General features: G+C 46.5%; 17 protein-coding genes, 1 tRNA gene and 1 pseudogene. 12 read left to right on the forward strand and 7 right to left on the reverse strand.

Annotated features, from left to right (window positions below; translation table 11 throughout):
- On the forward strand, window positions 1-105 hold a 105-nt coding region (locus tag P8P30_02140; protein MDG1286346.1), incomplete at its 5' end, for an IS1595 family transposase.
- Between the two features lie 15 nt (window positions 106-120).
- Here the strand turns inward: P8P30_02140 and P8P30_02145 are convergent.
- The gene (locus P8P30_02145) at window positions 121-786 is read right to left on the reverse strand and encodes a histidine phosphotransferase family protein (protein MDG1286347.1); all 666 of its coding nucleotides are present in this window, start codon (window positions 784-786) and stop codon (window positions 121-123) included.
- Between the two features lie 178 nt (window positions 787-964).
- On the opposite strand from P8P30_02145, the gene P8P30_02150 reads away from it, so the two are divergent.
- A complete protein-coding gene (locus P8P30_02150; GenBank protein ID MDG1286348.1) occupies window positions 965-1,618 on the forward strand; it encodes a S24 family peptidase in 654 nt (217 codons plus the stop codon).
- A gap of 5 nt (window positions 1,619-1,623) precedes the next feature.
- On the opposite strand, the gene P8P30_02155 is transcribed toward P8P30_02150, so the two are convergent.
- Window positions 1,624-3,012 carry a sigma 54-interacting transcriptional regulator gene (locus P8P30_02155; protein ID MDG1286349.1) on the reverse strand — a complete coding sequence of 463 codons (1,389 nt, stop codon included), beginning with the start codon at window positions 3,010-3,012 and terminating at the stop codon, window positions 1,624-1,626.
- 239 nt (window positions 3,013-3,251) lie between these two features.
- On the opposite strand from P8P30_02155, the pseudogene rplU reads away from it, so the two are divergent.
- Window positions 3,252-3,527, forward strand: a pseudogene (rplU, locus tag P8P30_02160) (50S ribosomal protein L21).
- Between the two features lie 240 nt (window positions 3,528-3,767).
- Window positions 3,768-4,031, forward strand: coding sequence for a 50S ribosomal protein L27 (gene rpmA, locus P8P30_02165; protein ID MDG1286350.1), 264 nt, complete (start codon window positions 3,768-3,770; stop codon window positions 4,029-4,031).
- 53 nt (window positions 4,032-4,084) lie between these two features.
- Here the strand turns inward: rpmA and nadB are convergent, their stop codons facing one another.
- The 4 genes from nadB to P8P30_02185 form a co-directional block, all read right to left on the reverse strand.
- Window positions 4,085-5,632, reverse strand: coding sequence for an L-aspartate oxidase (nadB, locus tag P8P30_02170; protein ID MDG1286351.1), 1,548 nt, complete (start codon window positions 5,630-5,632; stop codon window positions 4,085-4,087).
- Window positions 5,633-5,938: 306 nt separating this feature from the next.
- Entirely contained in the window at window positions 5,939-7,564 is a 1,626-nt protein-coding gene (gene aceB / locus P8P30_02175; GenBank protein MDG1286352.1) for a malate synthase A, read from the reverse strand.
- An 18-nt stretch (window positions 7,565-7,582) separates the two neighbouring features.
- On the reverse strand, window positions 7,583-8,551 hold the full coding sequence (locus P8P30_02180; GenBank protein MDG1286353.1) for a paraslipin: 969 nt from the start codon (window positions 8,549-8,551) through the stop codon (window positions 7,583-7,585).
- The gene (locus tag P8P30_02185; protein MDG1286354.1) at window positions 8,551-9,039 is read right to left on the reverse strand and encodes an NfeD family protein; all 489 of its coding nucleotides are present in this window, start codon (window positions 9,037-9,039) and stop codon (window positions 8,551-8,553) included. Before P8P30_02185 ends, P8P30_02180 begins: the two co-directional genes overlap by 1 nt.
- A gap of 89 nt (window positions 9,040-9,128) precedes the next feature.
- Here P8P30_02185 and P8P30_02190 point away from each other — a divergent pair, with 89 nt between their 5' ends.
- The 4 genes from P8P30_02190 (at window position 9,129) to P8P30_02205 (ending at window position 12,197) form a co-directional block, all read left to right on the forward strand.
- Window positions 9,129-10,001 (forward strand): YihY/virulence factor BrkB family protein, encoded by an 873-nt coding sequence (locus P8P30_02190; protein ID MDG1286355.1) that lies wholly within the window; start codon window positions 9,129-9,131, stop codon window positions 9,999-10,001.
- A 79-nt stretch (window positions 10,002-10,080) separates the two neighbouring features.
- Entirely contained in the window at window positions 10,081-10,503 is a 423-nt protein-coding gene (gene ndk / locus P8P30_02195; protein ID MDG1286356.1) for a nucleoside-diphosphate kinase, read from the forward strand.
- 266 nt (window positions 10,504-10,769) lie between these two features.
- Window positions 10,770-10,854 (forward strand) — tRNA-Leu (locus tag P8P30_02200).
- Window positions 10,855-11,009: 155 nt separating this feature from the next.
- The gene (locus P8P30_02205; protein ID MDG1286357.1) at window positions 11,010-12,197 is read left to right on the forward strand and encodes an integrase arm-type DNA-binding domain-containing protein; all 1,188 of its coding nucleotides are present in this window, start codon (window positions 11,010-11,012) and stop codon (window positions 12,195-12,197) included.
- A gap of 788 nt (window positions 12,198-12,985) precedes the next feature.
- On the opposite strand, the gene P8P30_02210 is transcribed toward P8P30_02205, so the two are convergent.
- Entirely contained in the window at window positions 12,986-13,279 is a 294-nt protein-coding gene (locus tag P8P30_02210; protein ID MDG1286358.1) for a hypothetical protein, read from the reverse strand.
- A gap of 393 nt (window positions 13,280-13,672) precedes the next feature.
- Here P8P30_02210 and P8P30_02215 point away from each other — a divergent pair, with 393 nt between their 5' ends.
- The 4 genes from P8P30_02215 (at window position 13,673) to P8P30_02230 (ending at window position 17,555) form a co-directional block, all read left to right on the forward strand.
- Window positions 13,673-15,625 carry a YdbH domain-containing protein gene (locus P8P30_02215; GenBank protein ID MDG1286359.1) on the forward strand — a complete coding sequence of 651 codons (1,953 nt, stop codon included), beginning with the start codon at window positions 13,673-13,675 and terminating at the stop codon, window positions 15,623-15,625.
- 10 nt (window positions 15,626-15,635) lie between these two features.
- A complete protein-coding gene (locus P8P30_02220) occupies window positions 15,636-15,803 on the forward strand; it encodes a YnbE family lipoprotein (protein MDG1286360.1) in 168 nt (55 codons plus the stop codon).
- 18 nt (window positions 15,804-15,821) lie between these two features.
- Window positions 15,822-16,148, forward strand: coding sequence for a YdbL family protein (locus P8P30_02225; protein MDG1286361.1), 327 nt, complete (start codon window positions 15,822-15,824; stop codon window positions 16,146-16,148).
- 144 nt (window positions 16,149-16,292) lie between these two features.
- The gene (locus P8P30_02230) at window positions 16,293-17,555 is read left to right on the forward strand and encodes a methyl-accepting chemotaxis protein (GenBank protein ID MDG1286362.1); all 1,263 of its coding nucleotides are present in this window, start codon (window positions 16,293-16,295) and stop codon (window positions 17,553-17,555) included.
- Window positions 17,556-17,648: the final 93 nt, after the last annotated feature.

Genomic DNA, 17,648 nt, shown 5'->3' on the forward strand with positions numbered 1-17,648 from the left:
GAGCATTTTAATCTGTTCTTGAAAGAATGTGAGTGGAGGTTTAATATGGGCACACCAAGTGACTTACTGGCAGACCTGAAAAAGTTGCTCAAAGAATATTATTAGGTGTCAGCCCCTAACTTAAGCACTCGCTTCTACGGCAACTTCTTCCTTCACAGCGAGTAGCTCGAAACTATCTTCTGTAGCGCTAGCCGTAATATCTGAGCCAATTTCTTGCGCTAATTTCATGGTATAATAAAGCTGCACAGTTGCAGGCTGCACATCGTCAATCCCCACACTACCGCTCATCACTTGCTGATGCTCTTGATCCCATTTTACTGCTAAACCACTTGCAGAGACCGCAACAATCTTGCGTGCGCCCTCTTGCTGAATACGAATGGAAACAATCCCACCTCGGATCAGAGTAGATGAGGCTATCATCGACATATTTTGCAAGAGACGCGCCATCTTACGGCTTACTGATACATCCAGCGCATCGGTCAAATTATCCGGCCAATCCAGCGAAACCTTACTGCCCGCAAAGAATCGTGCAATCAGATGCTTCGTCTCTGAGAGCACTGCCTCGCCCGGGTGGTTCACACGACCATAGGCCGAACGATAAAACTGCAATCGATTCACCGCCTGCTCAGCGCTTTGCGAAATAAGCTCTACCGCTTGATCCTGCATACTAAAATCTTCATCTGCAAGAAACTCCGCTCCGTTAGAAAGCGCGCCAATTGGCCCTGTTAGATCGTGGCATAAACGTGTGCATAACATTTCAGCTAAGCGAGAATCGTGATTAGTCATAAATTTTCTTTCTCTATACCCACACCTTACCGTGAGATGGTTACTGAATTCTTAACAGGCGCTGATTTATTTATTTTTTGAGCTTATTATCTTAAAAATATGAACTTTCTTATAGTTATATGAAAAAATAAGAAAAATTATGTATATTTATAAGATATATCCTATTATCATTCTCTATATGGTACAGACACTCCTAAAAGATCGGCTCAAAGAGAGCATCCGCAGAAAAGGGATGAACACGGCAACGCTCGCAAAAAACTCCAGAGTTCGCGCCTCATTTATCTACGATATCTTAAATGGGAAATCGACCAACCCTAATACGGCAAAAATGGCGCGTATCAGCTCAGCACTAGGTGTGAGCCTCTCCGCACTGCTTGGACTGGATAGTGAAATGACCCAAAAAAGTGACAAATCTGAATATGTGATGGTCACGCGCATGTTGACCACTTCGACTGATAAAGGCGGCGCCATGATCATCGAAGAAAAGGAAGGCGAGCCTTACTATTTTCGCAAAAGCTGGGTTCAAGAGCGCTTGAATGCCCAACCTGAAAATCTACGTATGATTTTCGTCGAGGGCGATAGTATGGAGCCCAGCCTGTGCAACGGCGATATGATCTTGATAGATATCACCAAGAAGAATCCGTCCCCCTCTGGTATTTTCGTCTTGTTTGATGGCATGGGCCTGATTGCCAAGCGCTTAGAGTTTCTACCTCACTCTACCCCACCCTCGATACGCATTTTATCAGACAACTCGCAATACCACCCCTATGAGCGGAGCTTGGAAGAAACTGATATTATCGGCCGCGTCGTTTGGTTCGCCCGCGAGATTTAGCGCACTTAAGCCACTTTAATATCTAAATCATGTAATTTCCGGTAAAGGGTGGAACGACCTATGCCAAGCTTACGTGCCACTTCCGAAATACGCCCTCCATAGAACTTAAGCGCGAAATTAATCATATCCGCCTCCAAATCTCGTAAACGCCGCACTTCACCGCTTTGGTTTGTCAGTGGCATACACCGCGAACGCATCATCGCATCTTGCAGCTCAATGGCGCTATATTCGGGTGTAAAAGAGGACGGCATGTAAGGCACTAGATGTTCAATATCGATCATTGAATCTTCGGATGAAATCACCGCGCGGAAAATCATACGCTCTAGCTCCAATAAATTACCCGGCCAATCATAGGATTGCAACAGCTCTACCGCTTGATCCGTAATCTGACGTACGGCTGGATTTTCCTGTAACGCAAAACGCTCCGTAAAGTAATGTGCCAAAGCGGCAATATCCTCCTTAGAGTCGCGCAACGGCGGCAAGGTTACCACTTCATCCGATAGATGCTGCACCAATTGCGGCACTAAAATACCCGAACTCCGCAATTCCGTTAGACTCAAGCAACTCCCCACCATCAAACGGACGCCTTTTTTGCCTCTATTGTCACCTGCAGACCCAATCTCTGCCAATTGCTGTAGCACTTCTATTAAATGATTTTGCACCGCAGCCGATAATCTATGCACTTCTTCTAAAAATAACGTGCCGCCTAAAGCACTCGCAACCGTTCCCACAAGCGAGATAGAAGGAAATTCCCCATCTTTCGCTCCAAACAGCATTGAACACATTTGTCTTTCCGTCCAGAAAGCACAATTAACGGATATAAATGGCCGCTCCTTACGCATCGTTTCAAGATGGATCGCACGCGCCAGTGCTTCCTTACCTACCCCAGGCTCACCCACTAAAAACAGCGCCTTATCAGAATTGGGATTCTGGCACATAAGGTTTTTCAAGTGTATACTATCCGCCGGAAGATAGTTCAAATCACCCCTCCCGACTTGCTCACGATTCAAACGTGACACCTCTAAAGCGAGTCGATACTGCTTAATGGCATTATCAATCCCCACTTGCAGCCGCTGATGGGAAACTGGACGCGACATATAGTCTACCGCGCCAGCTTCCAACGCAGTTGCGGCTTGCTTCATATCTCCATAATTCGTCATTGCAATGACAGGCAGGTGCGGGAAACGCACCCTTAATTGACTCAGTAAATGTGCGACATCGGCCGGGTCCGACGCGACATCCATCAACACGACCTCCGGCACAGAATCGTGCCTTTCATATAAAGACTCCATTACCTGCAATCCATTTGAGACCGGTATTACCTGGTACCCTAGTCGATTTTCTAAAACATCTGCTAACAGCGTGCGTGACTCGATTTCAGTATCTGAAACCACGATTTTTGCATTTAGCAATTCCGCCTCCCCTAAGTTGTTATTAAACTAAATATACATCTTTAGGTTTAGTTGGGCAAGATTTTTCTTATTAAACGAGTATAAAATACCAATTTTCGCATAATATAGATTTGATCGAAATTGTTAAAAATCAGCAATACTCAGTAAATAGTGCAATCCAACCATTGACAGCGGCACCGTTGTGTATATATTGCCCGCCTGAGATTTATTGGAGACGACGTATGTTCGCAGTGTTTAAAACAGGTGGAAAACAGTATCGCGCTAAAGCGGGCGACACCGTAAAAGTAGAAAAGCTAGATGGCGAAGCCGGTAGCAAAATTAGTTTTGACGATATTATCGCCGCTGGCGGTAAAATTGTTGGCCTAGATAAAGCTAAAGTAGAAGCTGAAATTCTGGAGCAAGCCAAAGATAAGAAGGTGATCGTTTTCAAAAAGAAACGTCGCCAGAACTATCGTCGTAAAATTGGCCATCGCCAATTCTTCACAAAATTGCGTATCCTTTCGGTAACGGATGCTGATGGCAAAACAGATAAAGTTGAGCCTGCAAAGCGCCCCGAAGCGAAGACAGCTGCCGCGCCTGCAAAAGCGAAGACAGAAGCGAAAAAGCCCGCAGCGAAAAAAGCAGCTCCTGCTAAAACCGCTGAAAAGAAAACTGCAGCGAAACCTGCAGCAGCTAAACCCGCAGCGAAAAAGCCTGCAGCTAAGAAGCCTGCAGCGAAAAAAGAGGAGAAGTAACTCATGGCTCACAAAAAAGCAGGTGGTAGTTCCAATAACGGTCGCGACTCAGAAGGTCGCCGCCTTGGTGTAAAAAAATACGGTGGGGAGCATGTTATCCCTGGTAACATCATTATCCGTCAACGTGGTACAAAGGTTTATCCTGGTGCTAATGTTGGTATGGGTAAAGATCACACACTCTTCGCATTGACCACAGGTCAAATCAAATTCGCGAAGAAAGCCAAAGGCCGCATGTATGTGTCGGTTGAAAACGCCGAAGCTGCTTAATAAAGCACGCGATTTTACAAAATACAAACCCCTGCCTAACGGCGGGGTTTTTTTTATGATTGAATGATAGTCGGCACTTCAAAAGCCGTCGATAGCTCTGGGTAATCTTTCACCGAATGCAAGCCGCGACTCTCTTTACGCATCAAAGCCGAATCCACAACCATAACGGCCACTTGCACGAGATTCTGCAATTCACATAGAGCCACTTCGCAAGCATGTGCTTGCACGAGCCCTTCGACCTTGGCAGATAAGTCGGCTAGCTGCTTCGCCGTGCCTTCTAGCACTTCGACGCGACGGACAATCCCTACTTGCTTCCACATGAGCGCACGCAAAGCCTGACGCAACGCTTCTACCTGTTTAGCATCTACCTTCTCACGCCTTGCACGGATCACTGCAGCTGGTTCAACAGGCTTAGCTGCTCGATTAAACTCTTCTAGCGAAGCATCCACCGCATGCGTACTGAAGACCAACGCCTCCAACAGCGAGTTACTCGCCAAACGATTCGCGCCATGCAGGCCCGTATACGTCACCTCGCCACACGCCAGTAGCGCCGTTACGCTCGTACGTGCTTCTTGGCCTGTCATCACACCACCACATTGATAATGCGCGGCGGGCACAACAGGAATCGGCTCTTGCATCATATCAATGCCATATTTCAGGCACATTTTCGCAATCGTAGGAAAATGAGATTTAATCTCTGTTTTCGCCAGATACGTCGCATCCAGATAGACGCACTCATCACCGCGGCTCTTTAGCTGCTCGTCAATTCCGCGCGCAACAATATCGCGCGGTGCCAAATCACCCAACGGATGATAGCCCTGCATAAAGCGCTCGCCATCCTTATTGATCAAGAATGCCCCAGCCCCGCGCACCGCTTCGGAAATAAGAAATACACTCTTGCCCTCATGATAAAGGCTGGTCGGATGGAACTGCACAAACTCCATATTCGCCAGCCTCGCGCCGGCCCGCCATGCCATCGCCGCACCATCGCCTGTCGCCACGGCTGGGTTGGTCGTATGCTGAAACAAGCGACCCGAGCCGCCGGAAGCAAGCAGCGTCGTCACCGCCGTTAAATTAAATAGCTCATCGGCTTTGGTATCTAGCACGAGAGCGCCGTTACAGCGCCCGTCTTCTACCAACAGATCGACACAATAATGATGCTCTAGGAGCGTGATATTCTCGCTGGCGGCCATTTGCTTAAGCAACACACGCTCAATTTCGCGGCCTGTCATATCAGCGTGATGGATAATACGATGCGCCGAATGACCGCCCTCGCGCCCCAGATGCATTTCGCCATCTTGGCTGCTGAAGCGTGCGCCCATCTCAATCAACTCACGGATACAATCGGGCCCTTCACGCACCACTTGATTCACCACTTCCGCATCGCAAATCCCTGCGCCGGCACTCAGCGTATCTTGCACGTGACTCTCAAAACTATCGAGCGGCGACATCACCGCCGCGATCCCGCCTTGCGCATAGTTCGTATTCGATTCGGCTTTATTCTTCTTGGTGATCACCGTTACCCGGCCATGCTCAGCCATCCGCAGCGCATACCACAAGCCCGCAATGCCAGAGCCAATCACAAGAAAGTCTGTTTTCATCAAACTGGTTTATAGGAAAAAATTGATGGCGTCATTTGAATAGCTAACCCCTTTTGTTCGGCCCTTACGTCATACCCCGCTCCATGCGAGTCATCCATATCCGCCTCAAATGGATTACCCAGACAAGCCGGGCTATGACGATTAAAGGCAGGCGGATGCCATTTTCCCACTTCCGGTAAAGCGTAAACAGCATTATTCTCTAATTATAGACTCAGAAAACTGTCACTACACCGCCAAATGCAATTGGAAAAGGCTTATGAGAAGTTGAAAAGAATCGCAGATAAAGGGCTGTCTCCTCTTCTTTGTTTAATCCAACAACTCGTAACCTGACAAGGTCAGGAATTCTTCGAAACGTTCATTATTAACCAAATCATCCAATAGCGTCGCTGCGCGGCGGTAGCGTCCATGTTCGAACTGATCGGCGGGGATGGATTCCTGCAATTTCTCCATCTCTTCTTGCAGTAGCAAGTTAAACAGATCGAGCGTTACCACACGACCATCGGCCAACTCTGCCGTATGATGCACGCATTGCCAAAGCTGCGCGCGCGAGATTTCCGCGGTTGCCGCATCTTCCATCAGATTATTAATCGGCACCGCACCGCGCCCCGTTAACCACGCCGCGATATATTGAATCGCCACCGAAATATTTAAACGCAGGCCCTTTTCCGTCACCTCGCCCGAATCTGGCACCCGCAATAAATCCGCCGCCGTTACGCTAACATCTTCGCGCAGGTTATCCATTTGATTGGCTTGTGGCATCAGACGATCAAACACCTCTAACGCCACCGGCACCAACGCCGGATGTGCGACCCAAGTACCATCATGACCGTCACTTGCTTCGCGCTCTTTATCCGCTTTGACCGCTTTGACCGCTCTATCATTCGTCGCTTTGTCATTCTTGACCGGAATCGCCGCGGCCATACCGCCCATCGCCATCGCCCCACGCGCATGGCAAGTCTTAATCACCAGCTGCGAATAGCTGCGCATAAAGTGCGTCGCCATCGTCACCTGCGCACGATCGGGCAACAAGAAATTCGGGTTCTTATGGAACATTTTAATGTAGCTAAAAATATAATCCCAACGCCCGCAATTGAGCGCAACAATATAATCTTTCAAGCTATGCAAAATCTCGTGCAGTTGGAAACTAGCCGTAATCGTTTCCACCAATACCGTTACTTTGATCGAGCCATGCTTGATACCAAGTCGCTCTTCTGACCATGCAAAAACATCATTCCAAAGCGCCGTTTCTTGATAACTCTCCGTCTTGGGAAGATAGAAATAACAACTCGAATCACGCGACTGAGCGTGGCGGATATTATGGAAAAAATAGAGACCAAAATCCATAAATCCACCCGGAATCGGCGCGCCATCAACCAGTAAATGCTTCTCGTCTAAATGCCAGCCACGCGGGCGCACAAACAACACCGCCGGATCTTCATTGAGCTGATAGTCTTTGCCCTTATCATTCGTGAAAGCAATCGTGCGATGAATCGCATCGCGCATATTCACTTGGCCTTCCGTCATATTCGCCCATGTTGGAGAGCTGGCATCTTCGAAATCTGCCATAAAGACTTTCGCACCAGAGTTCAGCGCGTTAATAACCATTTTACGATCCACCGGACCCGTAATCTCCACCCGACGATCTTGCAACTCGGCCGGAATAGCACTCACTTTCCAGTCGCCCTCGCGGATTGCCTTGGTATCCGCATCAAAATCCAATGCCGCGCCATTTTGGATGGCTTGCCACTTTTGCGCACGTAACTCTAACAACTGCTTGCGACGTGCGCGAAATTCACGCGTCATAGCCGCCAAAAACTCCAATGCTGGATAAGAGAGAATCTCCGTCGTATCCGCTGACAAGTGACCTTTAATCTCCACCCCATCCGGCGCCGTCAACGCATGTCCGTTTAGCGGTTTCACCGAATCACTCATATTATTTTCCTGCTTAAGTTACTTCTTCCAAGGGCTTTTGCTAGTCGACGCCGCGTCTGCTGTTTCCATCCGCACTTGATTAAACACCGACATTGCCTGTGCCACCATTGATCCTGCATCATTCGCATTGGCTGGCATCAGAATCGTATTAGACTCTTTCGCCAAATTACCAAAGGCGGCGACATATTGCTCTGCTACTTTCAGTGCGACTGCGTCCGTTCCGCCCTTTTCGATAATCGAACCGGCTACGACGCGGATACCTTCAGCCGTTGCAATCGCGACTTCTCTAATCGCTTCCGCCTCCCCTTGCGCACGGTTAATTTGGTCAATCTTTGACGCTTCAGACTCTAGCACCACTTCCTGCTTTTGCGCTTCGGCGATATTGATTTGCGATTGTTGCTGGCCTTCTGAATCCAGAATCTCCGCACGTTTCTTACGCTCTGCAGCCACTTGTAATTCCATCGCCTGCAAGACACTATGCGGCGGCGTAATATTACGAATCTCATAGCGCATACATTGGATGCCCCACGTTTGCGCCGCCTCGTTAATCGCATTGACGATATTCGCATTCAGCACTTCGCGCTCTTCAAAACATTGATCCAACGTCAGCTTACCAATTTCCGAACGCATGGTGGTTTGCGCCAACTGCGTCACCGCATAGATCGGGTTTGAAACGCCGTAACTCGCCTGTTTCGCATCGGTAATACGCGTATAGATCACGCCATCCATAATGAGCGTCACGTTATCACGCGTAATCGCCGTTTGTTCCTGCACATCATTGGCATACTCTTTTAACGAATGCTTGTAAGATACCCGATCCACAAACGGGATGAGTATGTTCAAGCCCGCTATCAGATTCCGGTCGAATTTCCCTAAGCGCTCAACAATCCATGATTCTTGCTGTGGAACGATCTTGACGCCTTTCCAAACGATCAATACCACACCAAAGGCGAGGGTTAAGCTTAGTACACTTGAGAAATCTAACATTATTTTTCTTCCTTATTTGCGGGTGCAACGAGGAGCACCGTTCCTTTTACATCTTGAATCAATACGGTCGCACCTTCGACTTGCTCCGATACTCCGTCAACTAACTTGGCTTTCATGGTCGTACCTGACCAACGCACTTGGCCCGTCTTATCTGCCTGCAATCCACCTTCTAATACGATCACTTCATCGCCGACCATATTATTGAAACCATCCAGACCAGCATCCTTTTGTGCTTTCGAGCGCTGCATTGGCACCCAAAGCAAAATAGCCCACCCAACGGTCGCCGCAAAAAACCATGTCGTTTGTGTCCAGACCGTTTCAGCCCAGCCTAAATGTGCTAAAATAGCGGTTACAATCGCCGCTAAACCGGCAAATAAAAATCCAATACCCGAAGCTCCAAACGCCTCTAGCGCCAAAAGCATTGCCCCCAATGCCAACCAGAGATAAGGCGCATTGGCTAAAGTCATAATCATGTCCATGTCACGCATTATGCGAGCCCTGACCTATTTAGCAACCGAATATGGAGAACTGAACAGTTAAGGATGACAAACTTTAGCTGATTGCGTAAATTTAAATCATGCTAACCCGGATCCCCAAAGCCCTCGCGAAAGCGACCGAGCATACGGTCATTACCCATGATGGTATTGAGCATGCCGGCTATCTCTCTTTTATGGGGCTTCTTTCACTTTTTCCGTTTTTGGTATTTTTAGTGGCACTCGCCGGTGTGTTTGGCGATGGCGCATTGGGCCGCGATTTTATCCTACTCATTCGCGATACCTTACCTGCCGACGCCGTAGCCGCCCTACTTCCGCGTATTGATGAAATCGTCGATGGCCCACCGCGCGGCCTGCTCACCATCTCGATGCTCGCGGCGCTCTGGACCGCTTCCAGCGCTGTCGAAGGCTACCGCACTGTGCTGAATCGCGCTTACCGTGTAGGAACGCCGCCTGCCTATGTTTGGCGCCGCCTATGGTCAATTGGCCAACTGCTCATCTTCACGGCATTGATTATGCTGGGCATGGGGGCGATGTTTGTGGCTCCAAGCGTGATTGGTTGGGCAGAAGGAATGACCGGTGTTGGCATCTATGAAAATCTCGGCCACAATCTCCAATTCTATTCTGGTGTGATGATGCTCTTTTTGGTTATGCTCGCTTATCATTCACTGCCCAACATTAAGCAGAATCTCGCGGCCGTATTGCCCGGTGCACTGCTGACCATTTTACTTTGGACACTTGCCGTTAAAGGTTTACGCCTCTACTTAAGCAGCTTTGATCAAGTCACGCTTATCTATGGTTCTCTGGGCGGTGTGATCGCGGCCCTGCTCTTCTTTTACATCATCAATGTCATCTTCATCTTCGGCGCTGAATTTAACTACCAGCTCCTCAAAGCTGCCGGCAGCCACGTAGAAAAAAAAAGAAGCAACTCCAGAAGGCGTGGAACCAGATTCTGAAGATCGTTAAGAGTCGCTTGCAATCATTGTTTGCCATGCTATAAGCCCCGCAAGAAACAACCCAAATTAGGAGCTTCACATGTCTATTCAACGTACTTTCTCAATCATCAAACCTGATGCAACTCGCCGTAACTTAACCGGTGCTATCACTCAACGTTTTGAAGAAAACGGTCTCCGCATTGTTGCTTCAAAGCGCATTCACATGACTGACGTCCAAGCCGGCGGCTTCTACGAAGTGCACAAAGAACGTCCATTCTACAACGACCTTGTTGCATTCATGACCTCTGGCCCCGTTGTCGTTCAAGTTCTTGAAGGCGAAAATGCAGTTCTTAAAAACCGCGAAATCATGGGCGCAACTAACCCTGAAGATGCTGATGCTGGCACGATCCGTAAAGACTTCGCTGAAAGCATCGAAGCAAACAGCGTGCACGGTTCTGATTCAGAAGAAAATGCTGGAATCGAAATTAAATATTTCTTCAACGACAATGAACTCGTTGGTTAATTCAAGCCCAACCAAATTTGATCCGAAACAACCCCGCCTGTACAAACAAGTGGGGTTGTTTTTTAGGCCTCGCTTTCTAGAGTCGAATCCAAAGAAAGAGAGCGGTATTGGCAACGCCATTATTAGCCTTGAAGATAATAGCCGCCTCAAAGGCTTTGCAAAAATAGCCGAAGGAAGTTTCATTTTTGATGACCTAGGGGGGGGGCTGATCTAAGCATTGACCTTTTTAAACCCATGCGTATAGTGCGGATCTATCTTATTGGTGTGCCTCAGTGGCGGAATTGGTAGACGCGCCGGATTCAAAATCCGGTTCTTCACGGAGTGTGGGTTCGATTCCCTCCTGAGGCACCATTAGACTTTCCCAGCAGTTCCGTAAAATCCTTTTAAAGCGCTGCAGTTATAAGCCGTAGCTCATTTCTTAGTCCACCAAGATACGACAGTTTCCACTAGAAGCCAGAATAAAAGTGGGGTACATATATGGGGTACAAAAGGAAAGTACCCCTGTAATGCTGACTGCCAAACAAATTGAAAATGCTGAAATCAAAGATAAGCCCTACAAATTGTTTGATAGCGATGGGCTATATGTTCTCATCAGGTCTAAGAAATCTAAATATTTGCGTTATAAGTATCGCTTTCAAAATAAGGAAAAGCTCTACGCGCTAGGAGTTTGGGGTGAGTTAAGCCTTAGTGATGCTCGTAAAAAGCGGGATGAGGTCAAAGTATTATTGAAGCAGGGAATTGATCCTAATCAGCATAAAAAACAAAGTGAATTAGCCGCCACAATTGCCGCAGATAATACTTTTGAGGCAATTGCACGTGAATGGCATAAGCTTAATACGAAAAGATGGACAGAAGGCCACGCCAGTAAAATATTGCGTAGATTGGAGCTCCATTTATTTCCTGCCATAGGCCAGCGCCCTATCACTGAGATAAAAACACCTGAAGTTTTGCACCTCATACGTCAAGTTGAAAAGAGGGGCACTACAGAAGTAACCAAAAGAATCTCTCAGCTTGCTAACTCTACCTTCACATATGCTATTCAAACAGGCCGCGCAGAATATAACCCTGCTCAGGCTTTGCGAGGGGCATTAGAGCCCCATGAAGTAGAGCATTATCCAACTATCCATGCTGATGAGTTACCTAAATTTTTTAGAGACTTAAAATCTTCATCTTCTAGCAACCTCACAAAGCTGGCAATGAAGATCACGATGCATACCCTTTTACGCCCCGCTGAGTTGAGAAAATCTCAGTGGGATTACATAGACTACGAAAACAAGCAGTGGTGCATCCCTGCTGAATTGATGAAAATGAAACGCCCCCATACTGTGCCATTATCAAGTCAGGTACTGGAGTTGTTAGACCAAGCTAAAGCACAATCGGATGGCGGCCCGTATATCTTTCCTTCTCAAGCACGAACTAAAAATCCAATGATGAGCGAAGCTGCTGTTACTAATATGCTAAAAACCATGGATTACCATGGAATAATGTCATGGCATGGCTGCCGTGCATTAGGCTCTACCACCTTACGCGAAATAGGGAATTTTGATGATCTAGTCGTAGAGAAGCAGTTGGCGCATAAAGACCAAAACCAATCGCGCAGCCCTTACAACAGAGCTGAGTATATAAACCAGCGCGCAGCAATGATGCAGTGGTGGAGTAACTTTTTAGAGAAAGCAGAAAGACAAACTGCTTAACATGAAAGAAAATACCGATAGGCGTTTGGTACACACTGGAATTTAGCAATCGTGAGAAATCTACGGTGCTAGGGTTCACTGCTTGGCTTTTGGCATATTCTTCACATTTGAGAATCGCTTGCCCCTTAACTGCCTAGTGTGCGCCGTATATCATGCACTCTAAGATTTCCGCCTTAATATACACTTCCATGCACTTAAAAAAAGCCAACCACTATTAGGGCTCAGGCAAAATGTGTTAATTTAAATTATTACTTATACTGTTTGCAGGCAAAGAGCAGGCGGAATATTCGTTAATTATTGACAATGAAAAACCAATTATCAGGGCAAGAGCAGGGTGAAATTCTGAGTTTGTTAATTTTTTGTGCGAAGATTCTAATTTAGCTTTCAGACTATATTATAGTCTAGCAAAATGCTAAGTGGGGTACATTGCTGGGGTATATTATCTATAATTGATATTAATAGATATTTATTATCAATATCTTATTGCTTTTATATTGTTCCCTCCTGAGCACCATTAACTTTTCCAGAATACTCCGCATTCATCCAGACCCCCAAGAAAATAGGCGGCTTACAGCCTAGGATCGTTTCCCAATACTTCCTCATATCTCCAGTGGAATCCGACACATTTTTGGGATATAAATCGAGAGTATAAAACAAATACACCCCAGATATGCTGACACCTCTCGAAATCAAGAATGCCTAAATCAAAAAGTAAGCCTTACAAAATGTATGATGGTGAGGGGCCATCCCTAGAACGGTGGCATTAGATTTGCATACAGGAACGTGGTTTAACCTGACGATTTGTGACAATCGCCTTGTTCAAGAGTTGATTTCTTGCGTCTTATCGTATCGTTTTCTTTAACTTTAAGGGGCGCTTCACCCGCTCCTAGTTTTTTAACGCTTATGACGGTGAATTCAAGAAAACCTTCTATCCCGATCAACTGCGCGATAATTTCCTGTTCGCCAATTTTATCAGGCTTGCCGCGCGGCTTATTGGGAGAGGCCCATATAGGTTCATTCCATCGCAAGGTGTCGCCAATTTCTGGCTGAGGACATAGAACCCATTCTTGCGTTTCGACCACCCTACTTACCTTGTTTCTTTTCTCGCTTGAGAGCCTTCTTCTCCGCAGCAGTACGGGTAGGTTCCTTTTTAACATTCTTCTTTGAATCTTGTGATTTAGCCATAATATTTATCTCCTAATAAAATAAGAATTGCATAGACATAATATACTAACAAGCTCCACCCTCCTATGTCACTCTATTTCACCTATCAGCATCATTGATTGCCGTATGAATCACAGCTTGTGGTGAAAAGGCATTAAAGGCAAAAGCGAAGGGGACGCCAACTTTGACTGTCGCCGGTATCACCGCCTACGCGTGCATAGGCAGAAAATGCACCCAGCACTTTGCGCGCTATCGCTTCACTATCAATGCTTGAGTGATTTCCCTTTGATGCTCAAAGCTGTATAAAGGTGATGATGAAATTTCTGAAATATATCGGCATGATCGCCCTGTTACTGGGAATCGGCGGGGCCCTTTGCTTTATGTTTTTGCCTTGGCAAAATTGGGCACAAGAGTGGATCAGTCAACGCCTGCGCGCGCAGGGAATTCCTATCACTCAGTTACACCTTAAAGATATCACGCTCACACATGCCGATTTCTCTGACATCCGCTTAGAAATGGGTACGCCATTGGTTATCCCCACCTTACGCATTGAATATACCAAAGATAATCTGTTCGAGCAGAAGCTAGACCATGTAGAGTTGCGAGGCATTGACTATCAGTTTGATCTTCCCGCACCCTCGGAGGGAAAGGAGCACGCGATTATGCTTCCTGCTCCCGCTTTATTACGACAGTTGCCAGTTGAACATATTACCGTGGCAGATAGCCGCATTCGGGTCATCAATGATTCGCTCAATATCAGCCTTCCCTTTGACGCCGAGATATCACGTAGCGGCAAGGTTATGTTGAGCGTAAAAGGCAAAGAAGCTAAGGCAACCTTAGGCAAACAAGACAAGGTAGCAGCACATAACTGGCAGCTTAATGTCAGCGCAAAAGAGGAGGAGTGGCATGTTGCGATGGACGTCGGATCTCTTGATCTTAAACTTGCCACTCCTGTCGCAAAGCAAGCCCCTGCGCAGGGCAAAGACCCCTCTATCTTACGGTTACCAGAAGTCCGTAATGTCGAAATGACTGCCTTGAATTTCTCTCATGTGAACCTAGATTATACTACCCCTGAGTATCATGTCATAACCGTTCTGGCGGCGAATCTAGCACCTGACGGAAAAAGTCTAAGCATCAAAGGAAAAACGTCTTCTATTACCTCACCAACAGAAGCGATTACATTGCCGGATTGGCACGCTAAAGTGATCTGGCCAAAACAAGAGATTAGAGTGCAAAAAATAGTTGTGAATGGCGCCTCTATCGCCTTGCAGAGTGAAAATACGAAACCAAGCACGCTCGCCTATCCATTGCCAAAACAACTGACCAGACTTCCCCTCGACAGTTTACGCTTTCGCAATAGCACCCTCATGGCCGGTTTTTCAGATGGAAACTTCACGACTACATTTGATGGGGAATTGTACACTTCCCCTACCCCCTCTATAAAAATAGAGGCCAAGCAGGGTGCATTGACACTTGCCAAGGCACATTATCAGCTAGTAGGACTGAGCACGCAACTGAAGGCAGTAAAGAACCACTGGAAAATCACAGCAGATATACAGACGATTTCCAGCAACCCTAAAGAAGAGAAACTCTGGCTCCCCTTGTCCATTAAGGCAAATGGGAAGATATTTGCGGATAAGATTACGGTTAGCGCAAAAGCCAAACATCCAGAATTTAGCGTGAACAGCGATGCCTCTTACAATGGCTTAAAAACGGAATTACTGGCACCAACACTGACTCTTGCTGGAGGAAAAATATTTACCTCTCATATTGACCTGAGCGAAGAAGACATTTCGTCAAAAATAACATTCAACAATGTTTCACTTGAAGCGCTGCTTCAGCTCGTCCTTAAAGATGAGAAATCGGTTCACGCAACGGGGCGTTTATCGGGCATCGTGCCAGTGCGCTACCATAAAGGGAAGCTGGAACTTGGTAGCGGAAAATTAGAGAGCACGACATCTGGATTACTGTCACTGGGCGAAGAGCATTTAGGGATATTGCCTCAAAATATTGAGCAGACAAGGCAGGTTGCGCAATTGCTCAAGCATTTTGAATATAATAGCCTTGAACTAACAACCGACCAAGAACACGAAAAACTCGCCCTGAAAGTGGCCCTGAAAGGACGAAACCCACAGGTTTATGACGGCGCAGAAGTGCATTTAAATATCAATTTACGCGGAGATGTGCTAGAAACACTCTCCTCAGCTTTAGGTTTATATGATTTGCCAGAGCGCTATTTGAAAGGGACTGCTAATGCTCGTTAAAATTTCCAGTATGATGTTACTTTTTGCTCTGACGACGGCCTGCACCCAGCATGAAGTCAAGATACAGGCACCTGATAAGCCCATTGAAATTAATCTAAACATCAACATAGATCATCGCGTAAAAGTCGAAATCGAAAAAGACCTCGATAAAGCGATGGGTAATTCCAGTATTTTCTAAGAATCTCAGGAGAGCAACATGCAAAAAATGAAATTTACACTTATCGCTTTCGTCACCCTATTTCTGGCAACATCGGCCTTTGCGCTTGATCTTAACGCGGCAAAGCAACAGGGACTGGTGGGCGAACAACCTAATGGCTATATTGGTGCGGTCGTTGGCTCAACAAACGTTTCCACACTGGTTAATTCAATCAATTTACAGCGCAAACAGGCCTACCTAAGCATTTCCCGTGCGAATCAACAGCCCCTAAAAGTAGTCGAAACTCTGGCAGCTCAAAAACTGTATGGCAAACTTGCTTCAGGTCAATATTATCGAGCTCCTAACGGAAGCTGGAAACGCAAATAGAGCGCTATATTCTACAGTGCTGTTTAAGGACTTCACTTGCCAAGTGAATCCGCCTTACTGACATAAAAAAACATGAATGCTTTTACACTAAGCAAATAAATATTATATTCAGGGTCAACTTATCAACTAAAGAGTATTGCTAATATGGGCCGTTTATATCGAAGTTTATCCTTCCGTTTACAACTAGTCGCTGTCTTCCTTTCATTCGTTGGCGTCGGATTTGGCCTCAAAAGCTATTTGCATATTAAGGAAGTCTTTGGCACGGAAGCCAGCCTCGAGTTCTGGACTGATTTTCAACTGCAAATTTTGATTGCCATATTAGCCAATATACTTGTGACCTATATTATTTATCGCATCGCAACGAAACCAATCGCATCGCTCGGAGAAGTAATGCGTGACATAGCAGATGGCAAACTCGACACCAAAGTTCCCTATACCACTGAGGCCACAGAAATTGGAAGCATGGCGAGAAAAGTGGAGATGTTCAAACAAAGCGGTATTGAAAAAATAAAACTCCAAGAAGAACAAAAAGATGCTGAAATAAAAGCGGAAGAAGTAAAACAAAAAACGATGGATGATCTCGCTAATTCCTTTGAGGAAAAAGTTCAAATTATCATCGACAAAGTCACCCTCTCTTCGAAAACTCTTCATGGCACAGCAGAATCTTTGGTCTTATTGGTGAGAAATATGATGGAGAGCTCGCATGAAGTGGAAACGGCTTCGAATAGCGCCATGGAAAATATTGAGAACGTCGCCTCTTCCACCAAAGAGTTATCCGTCTCTGCGGCCGAAATATCGACTCAAATCAATAAATCCACCTCTGTGGTAAATCAGACGGTTCAAAAGACCATTTCTTCAGACACCTCAACCCAACGACTGGTTGAGGTTTCTGAAGAAATTGGAAACGTCATGAGCATGATTCATGACATTACAGGCCAAATCAACCTATTAGCGCTCAATGCCACGATCGAATCTGCGCGTGCTGGAGAAGCGGGCAAAGGCTTTGCTGTGGTCGCTTCCGAGGTGAAAAACTTGGCGAGTCAAACAGGGAATGCCACCGAAGAAATCAACAATAAAGTCATCAACTCGCAAGAAGTATCAAGAGATGTCGCGACGGCCTTGTCTGAAATCAAAGCACTCGTTTCAGCCATCAATGAATATGCAGCAAGCATTGCTAGCGCAGTTGAAGAGCAGCATGCAACGACTTCCAACATTGCACATAACATGCAAGTCGCAACCGACGCTTCTCGCAAAATCACGGCAAATGCTCATGACGTTTCACACGATGCGGGTAAAGCTTCTGAAGGCGCCAACCAAGTACTCGAAGCCGCCCAGAACCTTACCGAACAAGGAGTCGATCTTCAAGACCAAGTCTCGAAATTCTTGAAAGAAGTTCGTAAAACATAAGGCTCTTTTAATAAGGATATAATGGATTTGGTGACAGCTTTGCACTCGCCCCAAACATCATCCTGATTGCCGCTGGCGTGTCATTGCCCTCAC

Source organism: Rickettsiales bacterium, assembly GCA_029252805.1.
Classification (GTDB): Bacteria; Pseudomonadota; Alphaproteobacteria; order Rickettsiales; family JALZUV01; genus JALZUV01.